Annotated in this window: 25 protein-coding genes and 2 riboswitches; of the genes, 20 read left to right on the forward strand and 5 right to left on the reverse strand. The window is 43.5% G+C overall.

Annotation, left to right across the window (positions count from 1 at the left end; genetic code table 11):
• Positions 1-109: 109 nt before the first annotated feature.
• The 3 genes from ACH6C1_RS16325 to ACH6C1_RS16335 all read left to right on the forward strand — a co-directional run bounded on the left by ACH6C1_RS16325 (position 110) and on the right by ACH6C1_RS16335 (position 3,841).
• Entirely contained in the window at positions 110-1,588 is a 1,479-nt protein-coding gene (locus ACH6C1_RS16325; protein WP_374078989.1) for a DHA2 family efflux MFS transporter permease subunit, read from the forward strand.
• 256 nt (positions 1,589-1,844) lie between these two features.
• Complete coding sequence (locus tag ACH6C1_RS16330; RefSeq protein ID WP_095218860.1) at positions 1,845-2,339, forward strand: PH domain-containing protein; 495 nt, start codon at positions 1,845-1,847, stop codon at positions 2,337-2,339.
• The gene (locus ACH6C1_RS16335; protein WP_374078918.1) at positions 2,339-3,841 is read left to right on the forward strand and encodes a PH domain-containing protein; all 1,503 of its coding nucleotides are present in this window, start codon (positions 2,339-2,341) and stop codon (positions 3,839-3,841) included. Before ACH6C1_RS16330 ends, ACH6C1_RS16335 begins: the two co-directional genes overlap by 1 nt.
• 59 nt (positions 3,842-3,900) lie before the next feature.
• Here the strand turns inward: ACH6C1_RS16335 and ACH6C1_RS16340 are convergent, their stop codons facing one another.
• Complete coding sequence (locus tag ACH6C1_RS16340; protein ID WP_095218858.1) at positions 3,901-4,095, reverse strand: YozQ family protein; 195 nt, start codon at positions 4,093-4,095, stop codon at positions 3,901-3,903.
• 465 nt (positions 4,096-4,560) lie between these two features.
• On the opposite strand from ACH6C1_RS16340, the gene ACH6C1_RS16345 reads away from it, so the two are divergent.
• The gene (locus ACH6C1_RS16345) at positions 4,561-5,058 is read left to right on the forward strand and encodes a GNAT family N-acetyltransferase (protein WP_374078921.1); all 498 of its coding nucleotides are present in this window, start codon (positions 4,561-4,563) and stop codon (positions 5,056-5,058) included.
• A gap of 27 nt (positions 5,059-5,085) precedes the next feature.
• On the opposite strand, the gene ACH6C1_RS16350 is transcribed toward ACH6C1_RS16345, so the two are convergent.
• Positions 5,086-5,373 (reverse strand): hypothetical protein, encoded by a 288-nt coding sequence (locus ACH6C1_RS16350; RefSeq protein WP_038558483.1) that lies wholly within the window; start codon positions 5,371-5,373, stop codon positions 5,086-5,088.
• 227 nt (positions 5,374-5,600) lie between these two features.
• Between ACH6C1_RS16350 and ACH6C1_RS16355 the strand changes: the two genes are divergently transcribed.
• Positions 5,601-5,813 (forward strand): hypothetical protein, encoded by a 213-nt coding sequence (locus ACH6C1_RS16355; RefSeq protein ID WP_038558485.1) that lies wholly within the window; start codon positions 5,601-5,603, stop codon positions 5,811-5,813.
• 43 nt (positions 5,814-5,856) lie between these two features.
• Here ACH6C1_RS16355 and ACH6C1_RS16360 read toward each other — a convergent pair whose 3' ends face one another.
• On the reverse strand, positions 5,857-7,605 hold the full coding sequence (locus ACH6C1_RS16360; protein WP_175074144.1) for a methyl-accepting chemotaxis protein: 1,749 nt from the start codon (positions 7,603-7,605) through the stop codon (positions 5,857-5,859).
• Between the two features lie 130 nt (positions 7,606-7,735).
• Here ACH6C1_RS16360 and ACH6C1_RS16365 point away from each other — a divergent pair, with 130 nt between their 5' ends.
• The 3 genes from ACH6C1_RS16365 to ACH6C1_RS16375 all read left to right on the forward strand — a co-directional run bounded on the left by ACH6C1_RS16365 (position 7,736) and on the right by ACH6C1_RS16375 (position 10,509).
• On the forward strand, positions 7,736-8,368 hold the full coding sequence (locus ACH6C1_RS16365; protein ID WP_374078924.1) for a VOC family protein: 633 nt from the start codon (positions 7,736-7,738) through the stop codon (positions 8,366-8,368).
• Positions 8,369-8,389: 21 nt separating this feature from the next.
• Positions 8,390-9,205: an N-acetylmuramoyl-L-alanine amidase gene (locus ACH6C1_RS16370; protein ID WP_374078927.1), complete on the forward strand. Its 816-nt coding sequence runs from the start codon at positions 8,390-8,392 to the stop codon at positions 9,203-9,205.
• A 215-nt stretch (positions 9,206-9,420) separates the two neighbouring features.
• Positions 9,421-10,509 (forward strand): N-acetylmuramoyl-L-alanine amidase family protein, encoded by a 1,089-nt coding sequence (locus ACH6C1_RS16375; RefSeq protein ID WP_374078930.1) that lies wholly within the window; start codon positions 9,421-9,423, stop codon positions 10,507-10,509.
• A gap of 36 nt (positions 10,510-10,545) precedes the next feature.
• Here ACH6C1_RS16375 and ACH6C1_RS16380 read toward each other — a convergent pair whose 3' ends face one another.
• A complete protein-coding gene (locus ACH6C1_RS16380; protein ID WP_175074147.1) occupies positions 10,546-10,821 on the reverse strand; it encodes a hypothetical protein in 276 nt (91 codons plus the stop codon).
• 257 nt (positions 10,822-11,078) lie between these two features.
• Between ACH6C1_RS16380 and ACH6C1_RS16385 the strand changes: the two genes are divergently transcribed.
• The 7 genes from ACH6C1_RS16385 (at position 11,079) to guaA (ending at position 19,337) form a co-directional block, all read left to right on the forward strand.
• Positions 11,079-11,297: an AbrB/MazE/SpoVT family DNA-binding domain-containing protein gene (locus tag ACH6C1_RS16385; protein ID WP_038558498.1), complete on the forward strand. Its 219-nt coding sequence runs from the start codon at positions 11,079-11,081 to the stop codon at positions 11,295-11,297.
• 11 nt (positions 11,298-11,308) lie between these two features.
• Positions 11,309-11,806, forward strand: a complete 498-nt coding sequence (locus tag ACH6C1_RS16390; RefSeq protein WP_038558500.1) for a cation:proton antiporter regulatory subunit — start codon at positions 11,309-11,311, stop codon at positions 11,804-11,806.
• A gap of 3 nt (positions 11,807-11,809) precedes the next feature.
• Complete coding sequence (locus ACH6C1_RS16395) at positions 11,810-13,027, forward strand: cation:proton antiporter (protein ID WP_095218853.1); 1,218 nt, start codon at positions 11,810-11,812, stop codon at positions 13,025-13,027.
• Between the two features lie 152 nt (positions 13,028-13,179).
• Positions 13,180-14,148, forward strand: a complete 969-nt coding sequence (locus ACH6C1_RS16400; protein ID WP_374078934.1) for an AAA family ATPase — start codon at positions 13,180-13,182, stop codon at positions 14,146-14,148.
• A complete protein-coding gene (locus ACH6C1_RS16405) occupies positions 14,138-15,382 on the forward strand; it encodes a DUF58 domain-containing protein (RefSeq protein WP_374078937.1) in 1,245 nt (414 codons plus the stop codon). Before ACH6C1_RS16400 ends, ACH6C1_RS16405 begins: the two co-directional genes overlap by 11 nt.
• Positions 15,375-17,567, forward strand: a complete 2,193-nt coding sequence (locus ACH6C1_RS16410) for a DUF4129 domain-containing transglutaminase family protein (RefSeq protein ID WP_374078939.1) — start codon at positions 15,375-15,377, stop codon at positions 17,565-17,567. Before ACH6C1_RS16405 ends, ACH6C1_RS16410 begins: the two co-directional genes overlap by 8 nt.
• A 249-nt stretch (positions 17,568-17,816) precedes the next feature.
• Positions 17,817-19,337: a glutamine-hydrolyzing GMP synthase gene (guaA, locus tag ACH6C1_RS16415; RefSeq protein WP_095270865.1), complete on the forward strand. Its 1,521-nt coding sequence runs from the start codon at positions 17,817-17,819 to the stop codon at positions 19,335-19,337.
• A gap of 18 nt (positions 19,338-19,355) precedes the next feature.
• Here guaA and ACH6C1_RS16420 read toward each other — a convergent pair whose 3' ends face one another.
• Positions 19,356-20,408, reverse strand: coding sequence for an FUSC family protein (locus ACH6C1_RS16420; protein ID WP_374078941.1), 1,053 nt, complete (start codon positions 20,406-20,408; stop codon positions 19,356-19,358).
• Between the two features lie 179 nt (positions 20,409-20,587).
• Between ACH6C1_RS16420 and ACH6C1_RS16425 the strand changes: the two genes are divergently transcribed.
• The 5 genes from ACH6C1_RS16425 (at position 20,588) to ACH6C1_RS16445 (ending at position 25,484) form a co-directional block, all read left to right on the forward strand.
• Positions 20,588-22,102 (forward strand): UDP-N-acetylmuramoyl-L-alanyl-D-glutamate--2,6-diaminopimelate ligase, encoded by a 1,515-nt coding sequence (locus ACH6C1_RS16425; protein WP_374078944.1) that lies wholly within the window; start codon positions 20,588-20,590, stop codon positions 22,100-22,102.
• A 96-nt stretch (positions 22,103-22,198) separates the two neighbouring features.
• A riboswitch (purine riboswitch) is annotated at positions 22,199-22,300 on the forward strand.
• Positions 22,301-22,413: 113 nt separating this feature from the next.
• Positions 22,414-23,748, forward strand: a complete 1,335-nt coding sequence (locus ACH6C1_RS16430) for an NCS2 family permease (protein WP_095218847.1) — start codon at positions 22,414-22,416, stop codon at positions 23,746-23,748.
• Positions 23,749-23,911: 163 nt separating this feature from the next.
• Positions 23,912-24,682, forward strand: coding sequence for a tryptophan-rich sensory protein (locus ACH6C1_RS16435; RefSeq protein ID WP_374078946.1), 771 nt, complete (start codon positions 23,912-23,914; stop codon positions 24,680-24,682).
• 45 nt (positions 24,683-24,727) lie between these two features.
• Positions 24,728-25,303 (forward strand): DUF2179 domain-containing protein, encoded by a 576-nt coding sequence (locus ACH6C1_RS16440; RefSeq protein WP_095218845.1) that lies wholly within the window; start codon positions 24,728-24,730, stop codon positions 25,301-25,303.
• Entirely contained in the window at positions 25,266-25,484 is a 219-nt protein-coding gene (locus ACH6C1_RS16445) for an NETI motif-containing protein (RefSeq protein ID WP_095270896.1), read from the forward strand. The genes ACH6C1_RS16440 and ACH6C1_RS16445 overlap by 38 nt, the downstream gene beginning before the upstream one ends.
• 119 nt (positions 25,485-25,603) lie before the next feature.
• Positions 25,604-25,703: riboswitch (purine riboswitch) on the forward strand.
• Positions 25,704-25,762: the final 59 nt, after the last annotated feature.

Raw genomic sequence — 25,762 nt, forward strand, 5'->3', positions numbered from 1 at the left:
AGGAATCAACGCAACACTCTGCAAACGGCCGCTTTTGCAGCACTAAAAATTAAAGGGAGATAGAAATTTGAACACCGATGCAACACAACCTAGAAAAGTACCATATTTGATGCTGGCGATTTTATTTGTAGGAGCATTTGTCTCCTTTTTGAATAACTCTTTACTGAATGTCGCCTTGCCATCTATCATGGTTGACTTAGATATTAAGGATTATTCAACAGTACAATGGCTTGCGACCGGTTATATGCTGGTCAGCGGTGTGCTGATTCCAGCCTCTGCATTTTTAGTTACTCGATTCTCTAACCGTATGTTGTTTATTACAGCGATGATTATCTTTACATTAGGTACTGCCTTGGCAGCATTCGCACCGAACTTCGGCCTATTGCTGACTGGGCGTATGATCCAAGCGGCGGGTTCTTCTGTAATGGGACCTTTGCTGATGAACATCATGCTCGTTAGTTTCCCACGTGAAAAACGCGGTACAGCTATGGGTATCTTCGGTTTAGTTATGATTACAGCACCAGCTATCGGCCCTACTTTATCAGGGTATATCGTAGAGTATTATGATTGGCGTGTATTGTTTGAAATGATTCTTCCATTGGCAGTAATCAGCTTGTTACTTGCTGTCTGGAAGCTTAAGAATGTGATGCAGCAAAATACAGAAGCTACACTAGATTATCTATCTATTGTGCTTTCTTCCATCGGTTTCGGTGGTTTGCTTTATGGATTCAGTTCCGCAAGCTCTGACGGCTGGACAGATCCAATCGTACTTACAACATTGATTGTCGGTGCAATTGCTTTAATGGTCTTTGTCATGCGTCAGCTGCGCATGGAGAAACCATTATTGGATTTGCGTGTTTATAAACATCCGATGTTTGCACTTTCTTCCGTTATTTCTGTCGTAAATGCTGTGGCAATGTTCTCAGGTATGATTTTGACACCAGCATACGTTCAGAATGTACGCGGAATTTCACCATTGGATTCAGGATTGATGATGCTTCCTGGTGCCATCATCATGGGTGTGATGTCACCAATTACCGGTCGTCTATTCGATAAATTCGGACCGCGCATCTTGGCAGTGGTCGGTTTAGCTATAACGGCAGTTTCTACTTATATGCTTGCACACTTACAGCTGGATTCCAGCTATGCCTATATCATCTTCATCTACACATTGCGGATGTTTGGTATGTCGATGGTAATGATGCCGATCATGACAAATGGTCTGAACCAATTGCCAACGGTTCTGAACCCGCATGGTACAGCGGTGAATAACACGGCTCAGCAAGTATCCGGTTCAATCGGTACAGCTATCTTAGTCACAATCATGAACTCTGTAACGAAAAATGAAGGTGAAAGCTTGATGGCAGGAGTGGACCCGACTACTTTAACAGAAGCATCTACTGCGCTAATGACGCAGAAGGCACTGTTGGCAGGTATCCAAGCTGCCTTCTGGGTAGCACTAGCGATTAATATTGTGGCATTGGTGCTGGCACTGTTTGTAAAACGTGTGGACACTAGCAGTGATGCTGTAAGGAAAATTGAAAAACAAGATAGGAGCGGTCAGGTTAATCCTGAGCCCGCAAAATAAAAAGAATGGATCCGGTTTTACCGGGTCCATTCTTTTTTGTAGATAATATATTTCGGTTAGGTCACAGTCACTGCAAATCTCAGGTTTTTCCTTCCCTCTACACTCATTTTATCTTAAGAAAATCTTAAGAATATTTTTCCAAAAATTATATTGCTTGCCTTTTGGTAGTGGTGTACTATTTCCTTAGTACAATTTTGGAACTTATTCCTATTCGTCCACGTAAAGAATTAACAGAGAGAGAAAAGGGAGGAAACCGATGCAAACTCAAGTAAAAGAACCTCAGAATAAATTGCCGAAAGAATCATTGCGCGTCGGATTGATAGGAGACGTCATTTTTGATGTGGTAGTACTGCTGATTTTTGCTGTTCTGTTTGGACTAGATTTTCTTTTCGAATGGCCGGCTTGGATTGGAACAGTACTTTTAATTCTGTTAATCATCTCTGTACCGCTCTTAATTATTGGCTACTTAGGAACCGTAATCGACCATCGCAACTGGCGCTATGATATAGACGAGGAATATGTCCAGTTGAGACAAGGAGCATGGTTCCAAAAGGATCAGCTTATTCCAGTCACGAAAATTCAGTCTGTTGAAACGAAGCAAGGACCACTTCTGAGGAGATACAAACTTCGGGCAGTGGAGATCGAGACAATGGCTGGGGAGTACAGCATCCCGGCACTACCTGATAAAGAGGCCTATGCATTGAGGGATGAAATTGCAGCATATGCTAAGGCAAAGGAAGAGGATGACTGATGGAGAAGAGACGTTATCATCCGGCTAATATGTTGTTTGCTATTGTGAAGATAATTAGGGGCTGGATTGTGCCGCTTATAATTGTTTTCTTTTTCAACAATACAGATGGTTGGGGATCATATGCAAAGTACGGCATTCTAGGAATAATGCTGCTTTCTATTATCAGTAGTATTCTAAAATGGCTTACAGATAAATATACAGCCGATGAGCGAGCGTTTCACTTGTACAGCGGTATCTTTTCAAAATCAAGTCGAACTGTTCCGTACGAAAAAATCCAAAATGTAACGAAGCATACAAATCTCCTACATCGCTTACTTCGATTAACTGCGATTAAGTTCGAAACAGGTTCCAAGGAGAAAGCTGTAGACTTTCAAGTCCTGACGAAAGAAGAAGCCTCTCGAATAGAGCAGTTGACCAAAGGAAATGTACAGGAGCAAGCTGCTATACAGGAAATAGAGATAAGCGGAGACGATTTAGAAGAAGAGGATGCAGTATCTGAACAAACAGTTCCTCATACTGAGAAGAAAATTATCCACTTCAAACCTACAAAAAAAGAACTTATCAGAGCATCATTCACTTCGTTGAGCTTTTTGCTGGTTCCGCCGCTGTTGATATCCTTCTTGCTGAAATTCGATATTTTCTTTGACTGGAGCGAAATGCGTCAGTATTTACCACTATTGAAAGTCTGGTGGATTACGGCATTTGGGCTTATCGGAATTATTGTGGTGTCCTTGCTTGTCGGGATGTGGCGGGTTGTGCAAAAGTACGGAAACTATGAGCTGGCGTCAGATGATGAGTATATTTATATCCAGACAGGGCTTTTAAGTGAATCAGCCTTCTCCATTCGGAAAGATAGGGTACAAGGCATTGAAATCACCCAGCCGGTCTTGCATCGACTGTTAGGGTTAGCGAAGGTGAAGCTGATTAGTACAGGTTCTCTGGATATTAGCGACGAGACGGAAACTATCAACTCGCTATATCCTTATTTTCCACTGAAACAGGCAAAGATCCTGATTACCGAGATATTGCCGGAGTATGAGGTGCAGCTTTCGATGGAGAGACTGGAGCAGAAGGTATTGCTTTACCGCTTGCTGCAGCCGAGTATTATTTGGCTCGGAGTGACCATCACCTTGTATTTCTGGCGCCCAGAGTTGCTGGGCTATGAAATAAAGTGGTGGATTGTTTCTATCGTTCTGCTTATCGTGATAGAAGGGTATCGCTATTTGGATTTTAAACATACGAGCTATCTGATTAGCGAAAAATTCTTCCAGACTAAAATGGGAGCATTAACAACAACACTGTTTGTGACAAAACGAAACAAAATGATTGAGATTGCTCGCAGTCAGAACCCGATGCAACGCTGGCTTAAGCTGGCAACAATCGAATCCGTCAATCGAGCGAAGCCGGTTCTGCATAATAAAATCAAAGATATTCCAGCAAGTGAAGCGAATCGTTTTTATGAATGGTTTCACCAACGGACAAAAGATGTCCGGAGAAGATAGGGAGAAGGGACAGCCCAATACGGGCTGTCCCTTTTTAATCAGTACACTTCACCTAGTATTTATTTGTCCTTCTCGGACCCATCTTCTTTTGCGTTATCTATCTTTTCATCAACAGTACCCTCTGTATACGTATCCTTAACTTGCTCATGAGTATCCGAAATACCCTTATCCACTGAATTTGATGATTCATTGTCTTGAGGTTTGTACATCTTTTCGGCTACCTCATTTGCAACTTCTTGCTTTGAATTATCCATCTTTTATTCCTCCTTCCATATATTCTTTAGTTTCCCGAATCGGAGGGAAAATATGTTTGGTAATTTGAATGAATAATATTCTGATCTATATAATTAATAAGTTCTATCCTTTTGCTGGAACGTTTATCATAGGGTTATTATGGGAAACCTTGAAGTAAGAAAGCGGATAGTGCAGAAATTTGACATAAGGAAATTCTTTACTGTGTAAACGCTTTCATTATAGAATGTATATAAGCAAGTTCTGCATCCTCAAAAAAGAAGGAGTGGACAGTAATGAAGAAAAATGAGAATAATTTTTTCGTAGGATTATTATATGGTACAGGCTTGAGTATTCCGCTTTGGGTTACGTTCTTTGCAGTAGTGAAAGGTATTTCCGAAGTGGTGTCCTAAAGCAAGAAAAGAAGCGTCAGCTGCGGCTGACGCTTTTTTTCATGTATACTTATAGAAAAAAAAGGACGTTTTAAAATGCAGGATTTCAATACAATCTATGAACTGATGGAAAATGCTTTTCCGCCTGAGGAATATCGCAGCTATGCGGAGCAAAAAGCGCTGCTTGAGAGGGAAGATTATCACATTCACATATATGAAAAACAAGATAAACTTGCGGCGTTTTGTGCGATTTATAACTTGTCGGAATTAACGTTTATTGAACATATTGCAGTCAATGAAGATTTTCGAGGCCAAGGTATGGGCAGTAAGATCATGAAAGAAGTTATAACCAGCTCAGATAAACCGATCATTCTCGAGGTGGAACCGCCAGAAAGAGAAGAAAATGCTGCCCGCCGCGTGCGATTTTATGAGAAACTAGGGTTTCACCTGCATGACTTTCCTTATGAGCAGCCGCCCTTGCGGCAGGGAGAAGCACCTCTTCCTTTGCAGCTTATGAGCTATCCATATGCTTATGAAGCAGAAGCATTCGAACGAGTCAAAGATACAATTCTCCAGAGCGTTTACGGAATATAAAAGAACGCCTGCCCGGCGTTCGTCTCGTTATCGATAATCATGCTTGTCTTTCCGATAGGCGCGAAGGGTAGATCGTAAGGCTGCATAGCTTCCAATAGCGGCATAGCCATAAAAATAGCCCATAAAAATAGCCGCAATCAGATTGTGGGGATGGCTGAAAAAGATAGATAAAATCAAACCGCTCAGTAAGGCAATCGTAGGCGTATACTTGCCGGGAAGCGGCAGCAGGTGCTTTACGATTTGCGTAAAAATAAGAACGATGGGCACACCGAGCACGGCATCCCAGAAGTTCGTCATGATCATAGGAAATTCCAACGTCCCTACCTCCTTTGTATAACGTATGCTGGGCTGTCCCAACTTATTAAGGATGGAGTTAAATTTCCTTTATGAGCTGAAAAACCGTTTAGCAATCGGCGGGGTTGGGAAACAGATTATTAAGAAAACTAGCAATATAGTAGAAGTGCATTTTTACAATTGACCTGTATATATGGGATGGTGTATAGTGAATGTACACAAGATATAGTGTAACGGAGGCCATGAACATGCAAAGATACCTATTCGAGTACAAAATCCTGCCAACTGGCGAAACAAGTGAATTCAGTCACGTTGCAGCTTCTGAGGAAGAAGCGCGCCAGTCCATTAAGGAACGTGTGGCAGATTTGGAATTCGTTGAACCAGAAGAAGTCGAAATCGGCACCTTGCTACGTACATTGGATGCAAGCAAACAATATTACGAATGTGAAGGATGCACCTGATTAAAAAGGCGACCCAGAGCTAATGCTCATGGGTCGCCTTTTTTTATAGCTTGAATACTGCAATTGATTCATTAAGCTGACGGCTTATATGCGTCAGTTCTTCTGCGGATGTTGCGATATTTGCGACAGCTTGAATTTGATCGGCAATCGAGGCTGCGATTTCTTCAACACTGGCAGCTGTTTCTTCAGATACACTGGATGCATTTTGGATGCTGTCCGTAATGTCATTCGTTTGTGCAGTGACTTGCTTGATTTCTTCGAGTAATCTGTTGCCGGCATTCTTTGTGGCTTCTGCTGCCGCCTCGATGGCTGTGAACTCAGCAGCTGTAGCAATGACAGAATGATTTAGCTGTTCTGCCTGCTGTTTATTTGATTCAATTCGAGCTACATTTTCTGCTGCTTCTTTCGTAATGGAGCTAATCATTTGCTGAATCTCTTTCGTAGCAGCATTAGACTGATCAGCAAGCTTTCGAACTTCGCTTGCAACTACAGCAAAGCCTTTGCCATGTTCTCCTGCCCGTGCTGCTTCGATACTTGCATTAAGAGCAAGTAAATTCGTTTCTTCTGTTATATTCTCTATTACATCAGTAATTCGGACAATCTGCTGCAAGTTCTTATCAAGTTCCTGCATTCCAGCTGAGATAGCTTCTACTGATTGCATCGAAGCATTATTGGCCGACGTCAAATCATGCATCATATTGCTGCCTTTTGTTGTTGCTTCACTTGTTTGAAGTGCGGCTTGGGCTATTGCATCACTTTGCGCTGTCATCATGTGGATAGAATCGTTGAATCCGCTTAGATGATATGTTGTCGTTTCCAGATCAGATGCTTGAGAGCTAGCTCCATTGGCAATATCATCTACTGCCACGCCGACTTGTTCGCTGCTTGCAGATGTTTCCTCACTGACTGCGGAGAGCTCGGAAGCTGCATCTGATACTTTATCACTGGATTGGATGATGCTTTGTACTAGTGAACGCAGTTCGCCAGACATTTTCGTGAAAGCATTACTTAGAACACCAATTTCATCCTTGGTTTCTTTTAGCTCTTGTTCTCTGAAATCACCGGCAGCAAGCTGTGTAGCTGCGTCCGTCACCGCTTTTAATTGTGTCAGTTTCGGCCGGATCAAAAAATAAAAAAGAACGAGACTCAGTATGGTAAGGGCTGTTGTAACCGCAATTATAAACCATTTAACACTTTCCAGATCCTTATAGAAAAGATCCGTATAGACAGTTATACCTACCGTCCAATTCCAAGGCTGGAAATAGTTCACATAAGCCATCTTCTCCCTAACATCTCCTGATTTCTCATCGGTGTCATCGTAGCTTAGAAAGCTATCTGCATCTTCTTCATCGGTCGATTGGGCTAATAAAATCATATCTTCTCTATTTTTCTTTGTACTGTCATCCGCCGGAGGTGAGCCAATCTCCTCGGTTGGGTGAAGCACCATATTAGCTTGGTTATCGTAAGCGATAATATATCCGGCGCCGTCTTTATAATTGAAATTTGATTGCGATAAGTCATGTGCGCCGTCTTCGATAGGACCATTCAAGATATTACGTGCTTCTTCCTGTGCTTCTTCTAAGGTCATTTCACCATTTTCCACGCGCTCGTTCAACACTGTGAGCAGACTGGTGGCACTATTGGCCATATGCTGCAAATCCATCTTTCCAGCATCAATCAATTCATTCTTTGCTGTCATATAACTGATGGTACCGACAGCCGCGCCGCAGATAATCGTGATCACTGCAACGACAATCATTAACCTTGTTGCTAAGCCATGTCTTTTTTTCATGGTAATCCCCCTCTGAACATAGATCCGTTCACCTATATAATCGGTGTTTGAAAACGTTTGTGAAGTGAAAAAGAAGAAGGATATAATTTTTTTGTAAATATCATCTAAAAATTGGAAAGGAAGATGCGCAATGACGGCAATAACGCATATTGGCATGACGGTTTCCAATCTCGATGCTGCAATCAATTGGTATAAGGAGGCATTAGGCTTCCGGATCATTGCTGGACCCTTCGACATGAAAACAGAAGAAGGTGACATGACCCGTGATCTTCAGGGAGAGAAAGTGAAGCACATCCGGAATGTCCATATGAGTGCATCAAATCAAGTTGGTATTGAATTATTCGAGTTTGTTGTGCCGGAAACAAGAGGAGAGGCGTCTAGAAAACCTTGGGAACCAGGAATATTCCATTTATGTGTAGTAGCAGAAGGTGGAGATGTGCATGGCATGGCAAAAAAAATAGAGAAGACAGGCGGAAAAATCATCAGCAAAATATGGACGCTGGATGAAGAAAAAGGTTATTGTCTTGTATACTGCCAGGATCCATTCGGAAATATTATTGAGGTTTATTCACACAGTACAGAACAGAACAGATTTATGCTAACCGTTAACGAATCATGGCAGTTTAGTAATGGGAAAAAGGTTATGCAGATGCACCCATGTCTGGAAAAACAAGTATGGCATCTAGACAGTCCGCACCCTTTACCGGTTTGGGTCTATCTGCTATACAGCATGTCCTCTATAATTGTGACAATATCTGATTAGTATCAGCAAAGGAGGACATGCATGTATATGAAACGACAGTTACTTATAGGGATTTTAGTTCTTTTTGGCGCATTTATTCTGCTCTATCCATCAACGAGTTTCGCCCAAAGCGGCACTGTTGATGTTGATACGACTTTAAATGTCCGGGCAGAGCCGTCCACTTCTTCCGCTATTATCGGGAGTCTTCAACCGGGCGAGACAGTCAATCTGTTGGAAGTGACAAACAGCTGGGGCAAGATTACATACAAAGGCAAAACAGGTTATGTAAGCATGACTTACATACAGACAGGTTCTGGTGCATTAGAAGGAAAGACAATTGCTATTGATGCTGGGCATGGCGGCAAGGACAGCGGTGCTGTCGCAAACGGTGTGCTCGAAAAGAATGTTGTTCTGCCTATTGCACAGAAAACAGAAGCGAAGCTCAAAGCACAAGGTGCTGATGTGATCATGACTAGATCAGGGGATACATTCATTGAGCTGGAAGATCGAGCTGCTAAGGCAAATGCAGCAGGAGCGGATGTATTTGTGAGTATTCATGCAAATGCTTCCTCGGCAACATCTGCTAGCGGCACGGAAGTCTATTATTATCCTAGGTCATCTAGCGGCCAATCACTAGCGAACAGTGTGCAAAGTGGTCTCGTGAACCAGCTTGGATCACGTAATCGTGGCATTAAGAGTGCTGATTTCAATGTTCTTCGAAACACAAGCATGCCTGCTATACTAGCAGAGATCGGGTTCGTCACAAATGCTGCAGAAGCGGGTAAGCTGGCATCGAGTGCATATCAGGACAAAGCAGCCACTGGACTTGTGCAAGGAGTAAAAGAATACACAGAATAATCTATTTATTTATTCCGGTAAAAGGCAGCAAATCTAGTATTTGCTGCCTTTTACTTTCATTGACTTGATCAAGTAGCGCATAAAAGCTCTGATTTCCTTTAAGGAGAGGAATTGTAAAATATTTGGCAAGACTATTAGACTATTAATTGGTAACATATTCATCTATAATGGATGGCGAATCTACAAAATTCTACAAACACGGAAGGGGAAATCGTATGCTAGGAAAACATCTGACGCACCGCTCGCTGTTGGTCTTTATTATCGCACTTATAGCAGTTGTTGCTTTTATGCCGGCAACGAGTTATGCGAATAGCGGAACTATCGACGTATCAACGTCTCTGAATGTAAGAGCAGAGCCTTCTAATGCTGCAGAAGTAATTGGTAAACTGCAAGGCGGACAAGCAATTGAAATTAAGGAAGTCAATCATGACTGGGGCAAGATAGATTATTATGGGCAAGAAGGATACATAAGTATGGTGTTTGTCAGCGGAGCCCAAGACTCGGGTTCTGCACAAGCAGATGTGCAGCAGACTTCACAGACTGCTGACGCAACCGAAGGCTATGTCCAAGTTGCCACGTCGTTGAATGTCCGATCAACTCCGGATATGTCAGCTTCTGTAGTAGACAGTCTGTATAATGGTGATGCTGTCTCTATTCTTTCGATTGATAATAATTGGGCACAAATTGAACATAATGGAACAACGGGTTATGTGAGCATGGACTTCATTACGACAAGTGAAAATGAAGCATCTTACAGCCTGTCACCGTTAAAAGGAAAAACTATTGTAATTGATGCAGGTCATGGCGGAAAAGACAGCGGCGCTATCGGGGATTACTTTTATGAGAAGTCCGTCGTCCTGTCCATTGCATTAAAAACACAAGCACAGCTGGAGAATTTAGGCGCAAATGTAATCATGACGCGGGATGATGATACATTTGTAGCGCTGGAAGCAAGAGCAGCCATGTCAAATGCTGCGAATGCATCTATGTTCGTAAGTATTCACTTGAATGCTACTTCAGAGGAATACGTCAGCGGTACGGAAGTTTATTATTATCCGGATGGAGATACGAGTGTCCAGCTCGCTTCGAAAGTACAGGATAATCTTTCTTCTCAGCTTGGATCGATTGACCGAGGTACACAGGCAGCTGATTTCAGTGTCCTGCGTAATACCAATGCACCAGCGATCTTAGCGGAAATTGGTTATATTACCAATTCAGCAGAATCTGCTAATCTGGCAACAAGCAGCTATCAGGAAAAAGCTGCATCTGGAATTGTGCAGGGACTGGAGAATTATTATCAATAAAAAACACGAAACGATGCGGAAATTCCGCATCGTTTTTTATTTTGCCAATTCGACATCAGCAATGTAATAGGAAGACCCATCTGCTAGTTCTTTGTACATCTCAATATAGATCTGGTTTATTTCCTGGCCATCCTTATTTATGATATTGCGCCAATCCTGTCGAATTTGTCCTTTATTAGTTGAAGCTGTCTTCTTGGAATAGAGTCGATGTGCATCCGGGATGATTTCCTTTACATAATCGGAAATGCTCCGCTCTAGCTCATGCCGGATAACTGCTTCTTTGCCTGCAGTATATGCGTATCGAAATTGCATCTGGCTGTTCGTCCTCCTAGGTATGCTCTATAAATTAGAACGTTTGTTCTTGTTTATAGTATAAAGGATATGCAGTAAGTTGACTAGTGTAAATTGGCAAAATAAACCTTGATTGATTGTGACAAATTATTGAACAGCAATGATAGAAAACATTCAGTAATGTAAGCGCGCTATTTGCACCTATCCTGAATGTATAGTAAACTTTAGTTGTAAAGAAAGTAAAGAATGTAAGGAAAACTTGAAAGAAGGGCGAAATCATGGAGTTAGCAAAGCTTAGTTCAAAAGGGCAGATCACCGTTCCGAAACATATCCGGGATGTGCTCAGCGTCAAAGAAGGAGAACATGTCGCATTTGTTGAAGAAGGCGGTATCGTGTTCATGGCGAAGGCGGATCTTGATTCGATCCACGATCTGCAGGAAATACTAAGTGACAGTAAGTTCAAGGAAGTCGTCCGGAAGGCAAAACAATTGAAATAGGAGGCATCAGTATGAACATCCGTGAATCAGATTTGCCGGGTATCGGGAAAAAGTTCGAGCTTATGACGGATAATGACGATAAGGTAGTCGTTATCATCCATGACGATGGCCGTCGGGAAGTTTACCATTACGATGACGAAGATTTGGATGAAAGCATCTCCGGTGTTACTTTCACCGACTCTGAGGCAAGACAGCTCGCTTCCATCATCGGCGGCATGACGTATAAGCCGAAGGCAGTGGAAACAATTGAAGTCGCATTCGATGACCTTGTGATCGAATGGTATAAGCTTGGCCCCAATGCTCCGATCATCGGGAAGACCATTGGAGAGATCGGTATCCGCCAGAATTACAACATCAACATCATTGGAATCGTTCGCAAGAATCATTCGAAGCAGCTGAACCCTGGTGTCGATACAGCATTCAAGAGTGGAGATACTATTGTTATTTCAGGAGAGCGGGCCGATATTAAACGTGCCAACAGTGAATTATTCTTGAAAGAAAGGGGATAGGCTATGGACCATTTAGTATTTGAAGTAGGGACTGCGCTTGTTTTAATTGCAATCGCAGCCATACTTGCCAACAAGTTAAACTTCTCCATCATCCCGTTCCTCATTATCATCGGGATGCTGGTCGGACCACATGCACCTAGTTTTGGCATTATTAATCTCCAGTTTGTCCACAGTGAAGATATCATTGCATTCCTCGGACGAATTGGTGTTCTATTCCTCCTGTTCTATCTAGGGTTGGAATTCTCAATAGGGAAACTGATTAAATCAGGTAAAAATATTGTTGTAGGCGGCAGTATCTATATCGGTATCAACTTTGCCCTCGGCTTCCTGTATCCGTTTATACTCGGTTTTCCAATCAAGGAAACATTGATTATTGCAGGTGTCATAACAATCAGTTCCAGTGCGATCGTCGCAAAAGTTCTTGTAGATTTACGTCGTACCGGTAATACGGAAACTGAATTGATTCTAGGTATCATTATGTTTGAGGACATTTTCCTCGCAGTTTATTTATCCACTGTATCAGGCTTGGTATTAGGAGACTCCAGTTCCTTGGGAGGAACAATCCTGTCCATTCTGATCGCGCTAGGTTACATGCTGTTGTTCTTCGTCATTGCACGGAAAGCAGCACCTCTTTTAAGCAAGCTTCTACGTATCTCCTCAAATGAGATATTTATCATCGTCATTTTCGCATCACTATTCTTTATCGCAGGCTTCTCGGAGACAATCCATGTAGCCGAAGCAATCGGAGCCCTCTTACTCGGACTTGTATTCTCTGAAACCGATCAAGGTGAACGGATCGAGCATATGGTTGTCCCATTCCGTGATTTCTTCGGAGCCATCTTCTTCTTCAGCTTTGGTTTGAGTATCGATCCGACTACACTGGGAGACGCTGTATGGCTTGCACTCGGAGCTGTAGCCATCACAATAATCGGTAACTTTGTTGCTGGTATGATCGCAGGGCGGCGGGCAGGTCTATCACATAAAGCGTCCACGAACATCGGTCTGACCATTGTCTCTCGTGGAGAATTTTCTATTATCATGGCCAATATAGGTTTGGCCGGAGGACTTATGGGTGTGCTGCAGCCGTTCTCAGCGTTGTATGTGCTGATTCTTGCCATACTTGGCCCATTGATGACAAAAGAATCCAAGCATATCTTTAACTTCCTTAATAAAATATTCAAATGGCAGGAAGTCAAACCGAAAAGGGTTCGTGAATCCTAATTTAAAAGGAAGGTGCACAAAGTGTGCCTTCTTTTTGTTATGACAATAAATTTACAAGTATATAGCTTGCGGCAAGCCGTATATGGCAGGTAACATATAAGGAACACTTGTCCAAAATATTCTGTCGAATCCAATTTGAAGGGAATGCTTGTATGACGAAGCTATCAATCTATCATCCGTCAGTCTCGCGGATTATAGATAATATTAATAAAGTAATCATTGGAAAAGAAGAACCAATTGTACTTAGTCTGACTGCACTCCTTGCTGGGGGTCATGTTTTACTGGAAGACGTACCTGGTGTCGGTAAAACGATGCTGGTCCGCTCCCTTGCTCGTTCAGTTGATTGTGATTTCAAACGTATCCAATTCACACCTGATTTATTGCCATCTGACGTTACAGGTGTTTCTATCTACAACCCAAAAACGCTAGAATTCGAGTTCCGTCCTGGACCTATTTTAGGGAATATCGTGCTTGCCGATGAGATTAACCGTACATCTCCAAAGACACAGTCTGCTTTGCTTGAGGCGATGGAGGAGAAGAATATTACAGTAGAGGGTAATGCACTGCCGCTAGCGGATCCTTTTTTAGTCATGGCAACACAGAATCCTGTCGACTACGAAGGTACGTATTCGCTGCCTGAAGCACAGTTAGATCGCTTCCTTCTGAAGCTGCGAATGGGATATCCGAATGCACAAGAAGAAATGCAGATGCTTGATTCTGTTGGTATGAAACATCCAATTAATCGTGTTGAGCCAGTTATGACTAAAGCAGATCTACTAAAAATGCAGGAAGCAGCAGCCAATGTGTATGTCGCTCCTCAGATACAGCAGTATATAGTAGATTTAGCGCAGATATCCCGCAGTCATCCAGATGTTTATTTAGGACTTAGCCCGCGCGGATCCATTGCCATGATGCGGGCAGCGAAGGCTTATGCTTATATCCATAATCGCGACTATTGTTTACCGGATGATGTACAAGTTTTGGCGCCGTTTGTACTTGGCCACCGGATTTTACTCCGTTCAGAAGCACGCTACGATGGCCTGACACCTGAAAGATTGGTCCAGCGTCTGCTGGAAGCAGTGGATGTACCTGTAGAGAGGGAATCTGTACATGAAAGGTAAGTTCCGGTTCGCCTTTAGGCTCGGAGGCATCGTCTTGCTGGCTGCCATCCTATTCTGTTACAGCATGTTCCAAGGCGGTTTTGTCAGCTGGTTTCTGTTTTATGCTTTTCTTCCGATTCTGCTTTATGTGCTGCTGGTGCTGTGCTACCCGCTTGCTAGCTGGAAGGTGGATCGTACGCTTTCCAAAACATATATCAGGAGCGGTGGAGAAGTAACTGTCGAAGTCAGTTTGACCCGCCGTTTTCCCTTCCCGCTTATATATTTGGAAATGGAAGATCTTTATGACCGATCTCTGCTCAAAGTAAGCCGACCAGACGGAACCCTGCAGTTTGCCCAATCTCGTCAGCCGAAGCAGCATATTCTATTTCCTTGGTTTCGGAGGAATCTTAGAATCCAATATGTGCTGGACAGGCTTCCTCGAGGGGAGCATAGCTTCTATCAAATTCGTCTGCGTACTGGCGACCCGTTTAAGCTGGTCGAAAAAGAAGCGGTTTTTGAAGTCGTTCAGAAGCTGCATGTTTATCCAGCTGAAAGGGAGATTACAGTTGGGAACCCGCAAAGCGTTTTTGAAGAAGGTGCTGCTGTTGCCTATGCTCCGCGTTCAAAGCAGACTAGCGTTGTCTCTGGCATTCGGGAGTACACCCCAGGTGACCGGTTCAGCTGGATCGACTGGAAAGCGTCTGCCAGGAAACAAGATATGATGACGAAAGAATTCGAACAGGAAAAAAGCGCGGATGTACTTGTAGTTTTCGATAGAAGAGGAGCAAAGCAGACAGAAGAACTTTTTGAATATAGCGTCGTCATTGCTTTTTCTGTCTACCAGAAGCTGAAAAGCAGAAATGAGCAAGTCGGCTTCATGAGCATCGGCAATTCAGCTAAGTGGCTGCCAGCTGCAATGGGCAGTGCTCAGCTTCAGCGTGTGCAGCAGTATTTGACTACTGTGAAACAGGAGCAGGAACAGACGCGGCTCCAAGCTTTAGCAGCAGAACTGTCTCGACAACCTAAAGGTTCAACAGTTTATTATGTAACAACTGATTTGGACAGTCGGGAGCTGGCAGTGCTCCGCAAATTAAGGCAAAGCGGTTATATACTGACCGTTTTATACATCTGTCGTCATGCAGAAGTAGGAACAAAGGAAAAGAACCTAATACGGGAAGTTCGTCAGCTTGGTCATCAGATGGATATCTATCCGATACAGCAAACGGTCCAAACGGAGGTGCAGCAAAATGCGTAGAAAAATCGGTCAATTACAGTGGCTGCGTTATCTCATCTTTGTGTGTGGATTCCTCTTGTTTTGGGAATGGCTCCGTCCGCTTGATCAGATTAGTGATACAGGCAATTTGCCCATCTTTGTAGTATTTACAGCAATCTGCTTTTTGCTGTCCGCGCTTAAACTGCGCTGGTGGGTCAGCTTTTTGCTGAAGTTTATTTTAATGGTAATAGTTCTGCAAGTATTTCTTATTCAGGAAAACTTAATATCCGGAAGCTGGTTTACGTTTATCCTAACGGAGCTTGAAAATAATCTCCAATTGCTGTTTACGGGTGATTTTGTCTCGTTGACACCATTTTTTAGAACGTTACTATTTTTGACTTTGCTCTGGCTGATGAGCTATTTGCTTTATTACTGGTTCATCGTAGTCAATCGTATTTTTTTCTTTATTATCATGACTTTCCTTTACATCGGGATTCTTGATACATTTACCCCTTACGATGGCAGCGGAGCAATTGTCCGTGTCTTTCTGATCAGCTTTTTTGCGATGGGAATTTCTACTTTTGCAAAATTATATCAAGGCAGAGAAAAACGGAAGTTTCCGAAGCAGGTGCTGCTGTGGAGCATCCCGCTACTCTCCATACTTGCTGTTTCCGCTGCAGTAGGCTATGCAGCACCGAAGCTGCCGCCGCAATGGGCTGATCCTGTGCCATTTATCCAAACGATGTCAGATAACAACAATGAAAATGAAGGGGAAGGCGGCATCCAAAAAGTAGGCTACGGAGAAAATGATTCCCGTCTTGGAGGTCCGTTTGTTCAGGACAATTCAATCGCATTCTGGGCAGCAACAGAAGCAAGCGGCTATTGGCGTGTTGACAGTAAGGATGTGTATACAGGCAAGGGCTGGGAACGTTCAAGGGAGGCAGAACCGCAAAGCTTCCAAAGCGGAGACCAAGTCGGTATTGATCTTTACACAGAAAATGTAGCCACTGAAGCGCGGGAAGCGATTGTCTATCCAAGTCAAAATCAAATACTGGACAGGCTCGTATATCCTTATGGTGTGCAGACATTTTTCAGCGGTCAGGTAGGAGCTGCTGTTGATTCTGATTTCGGTGTCGTAGAAACATTCAATCGAGCACAATATCCAGATGAGAATTATACGATTGCCTTTGAAGAACCACAGTATAATATCGATGATCTGCGCAATGATTCTGAGCTGGATGATGACAATACCCATTATCGTTATACGCAGCTGCCTGAATATTTGCCGGAGCGTGTCCGTGAATTAGCCGAGGAGATCACTTCTTCTGCCGATACACGGTATGATAAGGCAAAGGCAGTGGAACAATATTTCAATCAGAATGGCTTTCAATACCAGACACAGGATATACCTGTACCAGAAGATGATCAGGATTATGTCGATCAGTTTCTATTTGAAAGCAAAATCGGCTATTGTGATAACTTCTCGTCTGCAATGGTTGTACTGTTACGAGCAGCGGATATTCCTGCGCGCTGGGTGAAAGGGTTCACAGCAGGACAGCCTGGGTCGAACCCAAGTGTATCTACCCTTGATGGTATGTCCTCTTATCTAATTACGAACGGAAATGCTCATTCATGGGTAGAAGTGTATTTCCCGGAAACTGGTTGGGTTCCATTTGAACCAACTCAAGGATTTACAAACCCAGCAGAGTTTACTAGCGAAGAAGATGAGACGCCAGAGACTCCGGAAGCAGAAACAGAAACGCCAGAAGAAGAAGAACAAAGCCCGGCTCCAGAGCAGCCAGAAGAGCAGCAGCAGGAAGAAGAACAGGCGGCAGATAGTCAAACGGATAGGGCTTCCATTCATCCACTGTATTGGGTCATTCCGTCGGCAGTATTTCTTATAGCAGCACTTGCCCTGTATTTCACCCGCTACAAATGGCTGACAGCTTATTACATTCGAAAATACCGAAATGAACAATCTGAGGAGACATATGAGAAAGCCTATCATTATTTGCTGCGCCTGCTAGCGCATAAGGGCTTTAAACGTCATTCCGGTCAGACGCTCAGGGAATATGCCATTACAATTGATCGGGAATTCGGCAATAAACAGATGTCTGAACTAACGAGCGAATACGAAAGAATCTTGTACCGCAACGAAAAAAGCGCACCTGCATGGATAAATGCCGTCGAATTGTGGGAAAATTTAATTAAACAAGCGGCATCTTGACCCATTTTGGGCACATTGATAGAATAAGAGGCAATAAGCACCTTCAGAAGGACGCAGTTTAGTGCTGCTGACGTTTGTGAAGGCTTGAGCCGACAACGTTACTTTTGCTGGATTCCGCCTTAAACATGGCGCGAATTCAGCTTCTGTTTTTTCAAGACGTGATAAAGGTAAAATGTGGTGCATGCACCCAACCTGCTTATATCTAGAGAATAATGAAGGAGTGGACAGACTTTGGATATCGATACAGATATGATATTGGTACTGGACTTTGGAAGCCAGTACAATCAATTAATCACAAGAAGGATCCGGGAGTTCGGTGTATACAGCGAATTACATTCCCACAAACTGACAGCAGATGAGATTCGTAAGATGAACCCGAAAGGAATCATCCTTTCCGGCGGACCGCACAGTGTATATGACGAAAACAGTTTCCGTTGTGACGAAGAAATCTTCGAACTTGGAATTCCAGTATTGGGTATCTGCTATGGTATGCAGCTAATGACGCAGCATTTCGGCGGAAATGTTCAGCGTGCTGACAGCCGGGAATACGGCCGTGCGGAAATTACATTGACAAACCCATCTGTCATCTTTAAAGATTCACCGGAAAAACAGCTAGTCTGGATGAGCCATGGTGATAAAGTATTGGATCCAGCACCAGGCTTCAGCGTTGATGCGACAAGCCCGTCCACCCCAGTTGCTGCCATCAGCAACAAAGAACGTAACCTTTATGGTGTTCAGTACCACCCTGAAGTGCGCCATTCCGAGTACGGAAACCATATGCTGAAGCAGTTCGTTTTCGACGTCTGCCATGCAAAAGCGGAATGGACGATGGAAAACTTCATCGAAATGGAAACAGAAAAAATTCGTCAGCAAGTCGGCGACAAAAACGTTCTTTGCGCATTGAGCGGCGGTGTAGACTCTTCCGTAGTAGCTGCCCTTATCCACAAAGCAATCGGCGATCAGCTGACATGTATTTTTGTGGACCATGGTTTGCTTCGTAAAAACGAAGGCGCAATGGTCGAGAAGACTTTCCGTGACGAATTTAAAATCAATTTGGTTGCAGTGCATGCACAAGACCGTTTCTTGGGCAAGCTGAAAGGCGTTTCAGATCCAGAACAGAAACGTAAGATCATTGGTAATGAATTCATCTATGTATTCGATGATGAAGCATCCAAGCTTGAAAACATGGACTTCCTTGCACAAGGTACACTGTATACGGATATCGTAGAAAGCGGTACAGAAACAGCACAGACAATTAAATCTCACCATAACGTGGGCGGACTGCCAGAAGATATGCAGTTCGAATTGATCGAACCATTGAAAACATTGTTCAAAGATGAAGTACGTGAACTAGGAACTGAGCTTGGTTTGCCGGACGCGATCGTTCACCGTCAGCCATTCCCTGGGCCTGGACTAGCAATCCGTGTTATCGGTGAAATTACAGAAGAGAAGCTGGAAATCGTGCGCGAATCCGATGCGATTCTACATGAAGAGGTTGCAAAAGCAGGTCTTGAACGCGATATCTGGCAGTACTTCACGGTCCTTCCAGGATTCAAGAGCGTCGGTGTAATGGGAGATGCTCGTACGTATGACTACACACTAGGAATTCGTGCGGTAACTTCTATTGATGGTATGACCTCCGACTGGGCACGTATCCCATGGGATGTATTGGAGCGTATCTCTGTACGTTTCGTCAATGAAGTGAAACATGTAAACCGCGTCGTGTATGACGTGACGAGTAAGCCACCTGCAACAATCGAGTGGGAATAAAGGAAAGAGGCCATGCTATCAATCAGATAGCATGGCCTCTTTTTGTACAAGCAGATGAGTTTTACCGGATTTCTGGTCATAAACAAGCTCGTGTATGGATAGCAGTTCGTACAGATAGATACTTTCAATCGGGAAGTAGCCATCTGACGGATCCTTCGGCATATCGATGCTCCAGAATAACTGGAACAAGTCCTGAAACTGCTTTTCGCCTGACACTTGATCTTCCTTCATCCAATGTGATAGTTTCCCTTGAACTGCTTCAGCAGCTGCACCGAAGCGGTTGCGCTGTTCTGTATTCCAATGCAGCTGTCTGTCGCTGCGCCCTGCGTGAATCAAATTCCAAAGATGATAATGAATCAGCTTCAGCTTCTGAGTTAGGGCTGCTTCTTTATCTAATACTGCTTTTGCTTTCGAATTCGGAAGATGATATCGCATTTCCATCTGCTGGTGCTGCACATACTGTTCCAGGAGCAGCCGTTCATCTGTCAGTTTGCTGAACGATGCCGTTAAACTGTGGACAGGCTGGTCACCTTGTGTTTTCCTGATCCTTATATCAACGAAAGCATGGATCAGCTCATTCGTATGCGAAATAACTAAATCTAACTGCTGACGAGATTTCTTAAAGTAATCTGGCGGCAGGATAAGCATATTAACCAATGTTGAAATGATAATTCCAATAACGCTTCCGCCGAGCCGGGCCCAGAAATCTGCCCATAAACTTGTATGTTCCACGTCAATCATAGCAACTGCTGTAATTGTCGCTACAATCAAACCTGCATGGAGTTTTAATTTAAAGCAAACCAGAATCGTCAAAAAAGCCGCTGCCGTGTAGGTCAGCGGAGAAGCTCCGAATAAATAAATCGAAAGAACAGAAAATGCTGCTCCGACCATACTGGCTGGTAAACGGATCAGACCTTTTTGTATGGATGCATGAATTGTCGGCTCTATCGTCACGATAGCTGCAATAACCGCAAAAGCCGGTGATATGTGTACAATTTCACAAATTAATGCAGTAAAAAACACAGCAATCCCTGTCTTGATGACACGGCTGCCGATGAAATATTTCTTCACTGTCTGTCAACACCTTTGATGTAGCATGTTTACATTATAAAGTGTATAAAGCTGGCAATCAATGGTTGAATGTGGAAGAGTTATAGGGCTTGGAGCATGTTTTTTGAAGAAATGGTATAACCGCCGTAAATTTCGGGTAAAAAAAGAAAATACTTGGACCGGAAATACAGGGGGTAGCCATGATTATCAATTTAATGAAACAGAATAAGGTCAATTTTAAGCGTATTTACGGTGCTTCTAGTACGATTGCCAATATTGTCCGTTTTGATTCCCGTTACGTAACGAAACATGATGTTTTCGTTTGTATCCAAGGGGATAACCATGATGGGCACGCTTTTATAGAGGATAGCATTGCACAAGGTGCTTCTATCATTGTAGGAACAAATGAAGATCTGCTGAAATCCTATTATCGCCAGTTTGAGGATTGCACCTTCCTTGTTGTAGAGGATGCCCGGCTGGCGATGGCACAGTTGGCAGTGCTGCTATCAGATGAGGCTTGGACAAAGCTTGTTACAGTTGCTGTCACCGGAACAAATGGGAAGACGACAGTAGCGGCGTATGTCCGTTCCTTGTTGAATCAGCTCCAGCTTCGGACAACGTCAATTGGAACATGCGGTATTGTTACGTCCAAAGAGAAGCTCGACTTCTTTAAAAGCACGCCTACTACGCCTGAATCTGCTGATTTGCATGCGCTTTTCAAATTGCTGGAATCGGAGGGCGAAAAAGCGGTAGTTATGGAGGCAACGTCTATTGCATTGGATCAGAAGCGTACGGCAGCCATGACATTTGATGTTGCAATTCATACAAATTTATCTCCAGAGCACTTGGAATACCATGAAACAATGGATAATTACAAGCAGGCGAAGATGAAATTGTTTGAGCAAGCCGCTACTGCAATCGTAAATATCGACGACGAAGGAATGGCGCAGGATATTCTGGATACGTTCCAAGGGAAGCTGCTGACATATAGTCTTAAGAAAAATAGCGAGGCAGATTTGATTGCATCAAATCTTCAGACAGATGCGCATGGTATCCAATTTGAGCTTTATACAAATGGAAAAACATATACGATTCGTGCACCGATTTATGGTGCGTACAACGTGTCTAATCTTCTTGCTGCAGTTGGAACAGCAATGCATCTTGGTTACGATTTGGAATCAATCGTGGATGTCTTAGTTACAATGGAGAATCCTGAAGGGCGTTTTGAAGTAATCGAACAGTACGGCAGCAGGAAAATTATTCTTGATTATGCCCACACTCCAGCTGCATTGGATCAGTTATTAACAGCGGTGAATGCTATTCCGCATCGTCGCTTGATCGTAATGATATTGGGAGTCGGCATCAGGGATTTCGGGAAGATGCCGAAAATGGCGCAGACAATTGAGGGAAGAGCAGATGAGATTGTTGTGTCTGTTGATCATCCAGGTCATCATGATCCAAAAAACATCATCGATGCGGTATGTAAGGGTTTTAGTGACCGGGTGCAGAATGTGTCCACGGCACAGACGAGAGCCAAAGCTGTCTGTCTTGCGCTCGATCTGAGTCGGGAAGGAGATATTGTCCTGCTTACAGGCGGACAAATCAATGGTGCACAGTTCGTCAGAGGAAAGGCTATTCCGCATTCTGACCACGCAATTATTCAATCATATTTCGAAGAACAAAATGCAGAAAAGGTACAATCCACTATCAGCTGAATAAGATGGAAACGATTACTAATACTATTCTTAGGTACATTTACCGAAAAAACATTGACGAAGCAGGCAGAATGCTTTTATAGTGAAAGAGTATTAATACTATATATTTTTCGTCTTCGTATAATTTTGGGAATATGGCCCATGAGTTTCTACCAGGTTACCGTCATTAACCTGACTACGCTGACCTCTCAATCTGAGTTACATACGCAGATGTGGTGTAGATAGGAAACGCTTCTTGCTCTTAGGGCAGAAGTGTTTTTTATTTGAAAGCTTATCCTGCCCAATCGAAGCAACAGGAGGAGTAACAAGTTATGAAACGTTTTTTCCGTTTTGATGAATTGAACACGTCTTACCGAACTGAGATTATCGCCGGTATCACAACATTCCTGTCGATGGCGTACATCCTGTTCGTTAATCCTAATGTTCTGACTCTGCAAGGTGTGCCGGACAGCGCAATTCCTGGAGGCCGTATGGATGCGGGTGCAATTTTCACTGCAACAGCGATTGCTTCCGCGATTGGTACATTGATAATGGGAGTATTCGCTAAATTGCCGATTGCGCTCGCTCCTGGTATGGGATTGAATGCCTTTTTCGCTTTTACAGTTGTTCTAACTTATGGTATTCCGTGGGAAACAGCATTGGCAGGCGTTTTTGCTTCCGGTGTCATTTTCATGATTCTTTCTCTCTCGGGTTTACGTGAGCTTTTGATTAACTCAATTCCACCGACTTTGAAATTGGCTGTCGGCGCTGGTATTGGTCTTTTCATAGCTTTCATCGGTTTAAAGAACGCTAACCTCGTTGTGATGAGTGAGGATACAGTTGTGGCTCTTGGAGATATCCATAGCGGTCCAGCACTGTTAGCTATCTTTGGTATTTTTGTGACAGCAATTCTCTTGGTAAAAGGATTCCGCGCAGCGATCTTCATTGGAATGATCATTACTGCAGTAGCTGGTATGGTTGTCGGATTGATTGATCCGCCAACGGCAGTCGGAGACGTTGTCGGAAGCGTACCAAGTCTTGCTCCTACATTCGGGGCAGCATTTGCGCATTTCGGTGATATCTTCACGATTCAAATGCTGACTGTCATCTTGACTTTCTTATTCGTGGATTTCTTTGATACAGCTGGTACATTGGTTGCAGTAGCTACCAAAGCTGGTTTGATGAAAGACGGCAAGCTTCCAAATCCAGGTCAGGCTTTACTTGCTGATTCTGGTGCTACTGTTGCAGGTGCAGTGCTTGGTACTTCAAACACAACTGCATATGTTGAATCAACAACAGGTGTAGGCGCAGGCGGAAGATCAGGATTTACAGCTGTAGTAACTGCGATTTGTTTCCTTTTGGCACTATTTTTCAGTCCGCTATTGTCTGTCATTACCAACGAAGTGACAGCGCCGGCCTTGATCGTGGTTGGTGTACTGATGTGTTCTTCCTTGAAGGAAATTGAATGGGATAAAGTAGAGTTGGCTGTACCAGCCTTCTTCACAATTCTCATGATGCCGCTCACAGGCAGTATTGCTACTGGTATTGCGGTCGGATTTATTTTCTATCCGCTTACGTTGCTTGTAAAAGGGCGTGTAAAAGAGATCCACCCAGTTATGTGGTTCTTGTTCGTCGTATTCATCTTGTACTTCATCTTTTTGGCATAAATAGAAGCCGCTCCTATTGGGGCGGCTTTTTTATAGGAGATATATGACAGATTTGTGATCGGATTTTACCTTTATGCGTTGATTGCAACGGTGACGGGTATAATTGTATTATACTTACGAGAGATTACAATCGTCTGTCAGCGGGCGAGGAGGAGGAGTTTCTATGAGTAACCGTTCAGTGAAGCTGGCTTGGTTCAGCTTACTGGCATTTATCGCAGCCATCGTCGTCAATTATCTATCCAACGCCTTGCCGCTCGGTGGGAAAAACACCCGTCAATTATCTGATCAACTTGGCGTACTATTTCAGCCAGCAGGATATGCTTTCAGCATTTGGGGAGTCATTTATCTATTCGCTTTTATTTGGGTCATCCGCTTATTCTTGCGGTCGACACGCGAAACAGAGTGGTATGGAAGAGCAGCTGGAGCATTCATTGCAAGCTGTATCTTTAACATCGCTTGGCTTTTCAGCTTCCATTATCAGCTGTTTAGTATTTCCATCATTCCGATGGTGGGACTGTTAATCTCCTTGATCATCCTGTATCAAGCCATCTCCACTTCATCTGACCGCCGGAAATTTGATTTGTTTCCGTTTTCAATCTATATCGGCTGGGTTTCCGTCGCGACAATTCTGAACGTCGGAATTCTCTTTGTATCGCTTGGGGTAGATAATATTGAAGGGTGGCTTTTGTCAGGAGAAGTTTGGACAATCATTTTGCTGATAGTCGGTGCTGTTCTGGCAATTGGCTTCATGCATGTTTTCCGTGATAGTATCTATCCACTCGTGTTCATTTGGGCATATGTGGCTATTGCTTCTGCGAGAGCGGAGAACTTTCCGGCAATTACAGCAGTTGCCAGCATTATGGCGCTAGTCATTTTGATTGCCATACCGATTCATTTGTTTCGAAGACGAAAACGTAAGCAGTACGGCTACTGATACACATAAGCAGCAATTTTTTATTAGCAAGAAGGAGGAAGTAAGTTGTTAGAAATCCCACTCGTCATGTTATTGATTATCTTTGTCGTCAATATTGTTTATGTGAGCCTGAATACATTACGGGTGATTTTGACATTGAAGGGACGGCGTTATATAGCAGCATTCGTTAGTGTTTTCGAGGTTACGATCTATACGATTGGTCTCGGCTTAGTTCTAGATAACTTGGATCAAATCCAGAACCTGATTGCCTACGCACTTGGTTTCGGGATTGGTGTTATTCTTGGTTCGAAGATAGAGGAGAAGCTTGCACTCGGCTATATTACCGTCAATGTTATCTCGTCTGACCCGAGTATCGAGTTCACGAGAAGACTGCGGGAGAAAGGGTATGGTGTCACCAGCTGGTTTGCTTATGGAATGGATGGGGATCGCCTCGCCATGCAAATTCTGACGCCTCGTAAATACGAGCTCCAGTTGTATGAGGCAATTAAGGAAGTCGATCCGAAGGCTTTTATCATTGCCTACGAGCCTCGTCAAATCTTTGGCGGTTTCTGGGTGAAAAGTGTAAAGAGGGAGCGTATCCGTAATGCCAAAAGAAAAGAAACCAGCAAAGAAACGATTTGAGCTCGGTGAGAATGAGACAATCGATGCTTGCTTGGATCGTATCAAAGCAGAGGGCTATCTGCCAGTCCGGAAAGTGGAAGAACCGGTCTTTCGGGAAACCACCGAGAATGGGGCAAAGAAGGTAGAACCTATTGGAAGAAAAGTTATTTTTGATACAAAATTACTAAAAACCGAACATTAAATATAACAATATAATCATCGTTCGATTTTTTCATTGACGATGTGTGTCAGAATTGTTATCATAAACATGCATGAAAGACACGGCTAGATTTGACAACACTACAGCGTGAGATGTGAAGCTGTGCTTTATAGATCGTACCTCATATATTTCCGGAAATACGGTCCGGAAGTCTCTACCTGCTACCGTAAATGGCGGACTATGAGGGAAGATGGACTGCATGATTATGAGCCTACGACACCGTATGCCTATTCGTCTTCTCTCAGTTAGCGGGAGAGGTG

The organism is Terribacillus sp. JSM ZJ617, assembly GCF_044383785.1.
Lineage (GTDB): Bacteria > Bacillota > Bacilli > Bacillales > Amphibacillaceae > Terribacillus.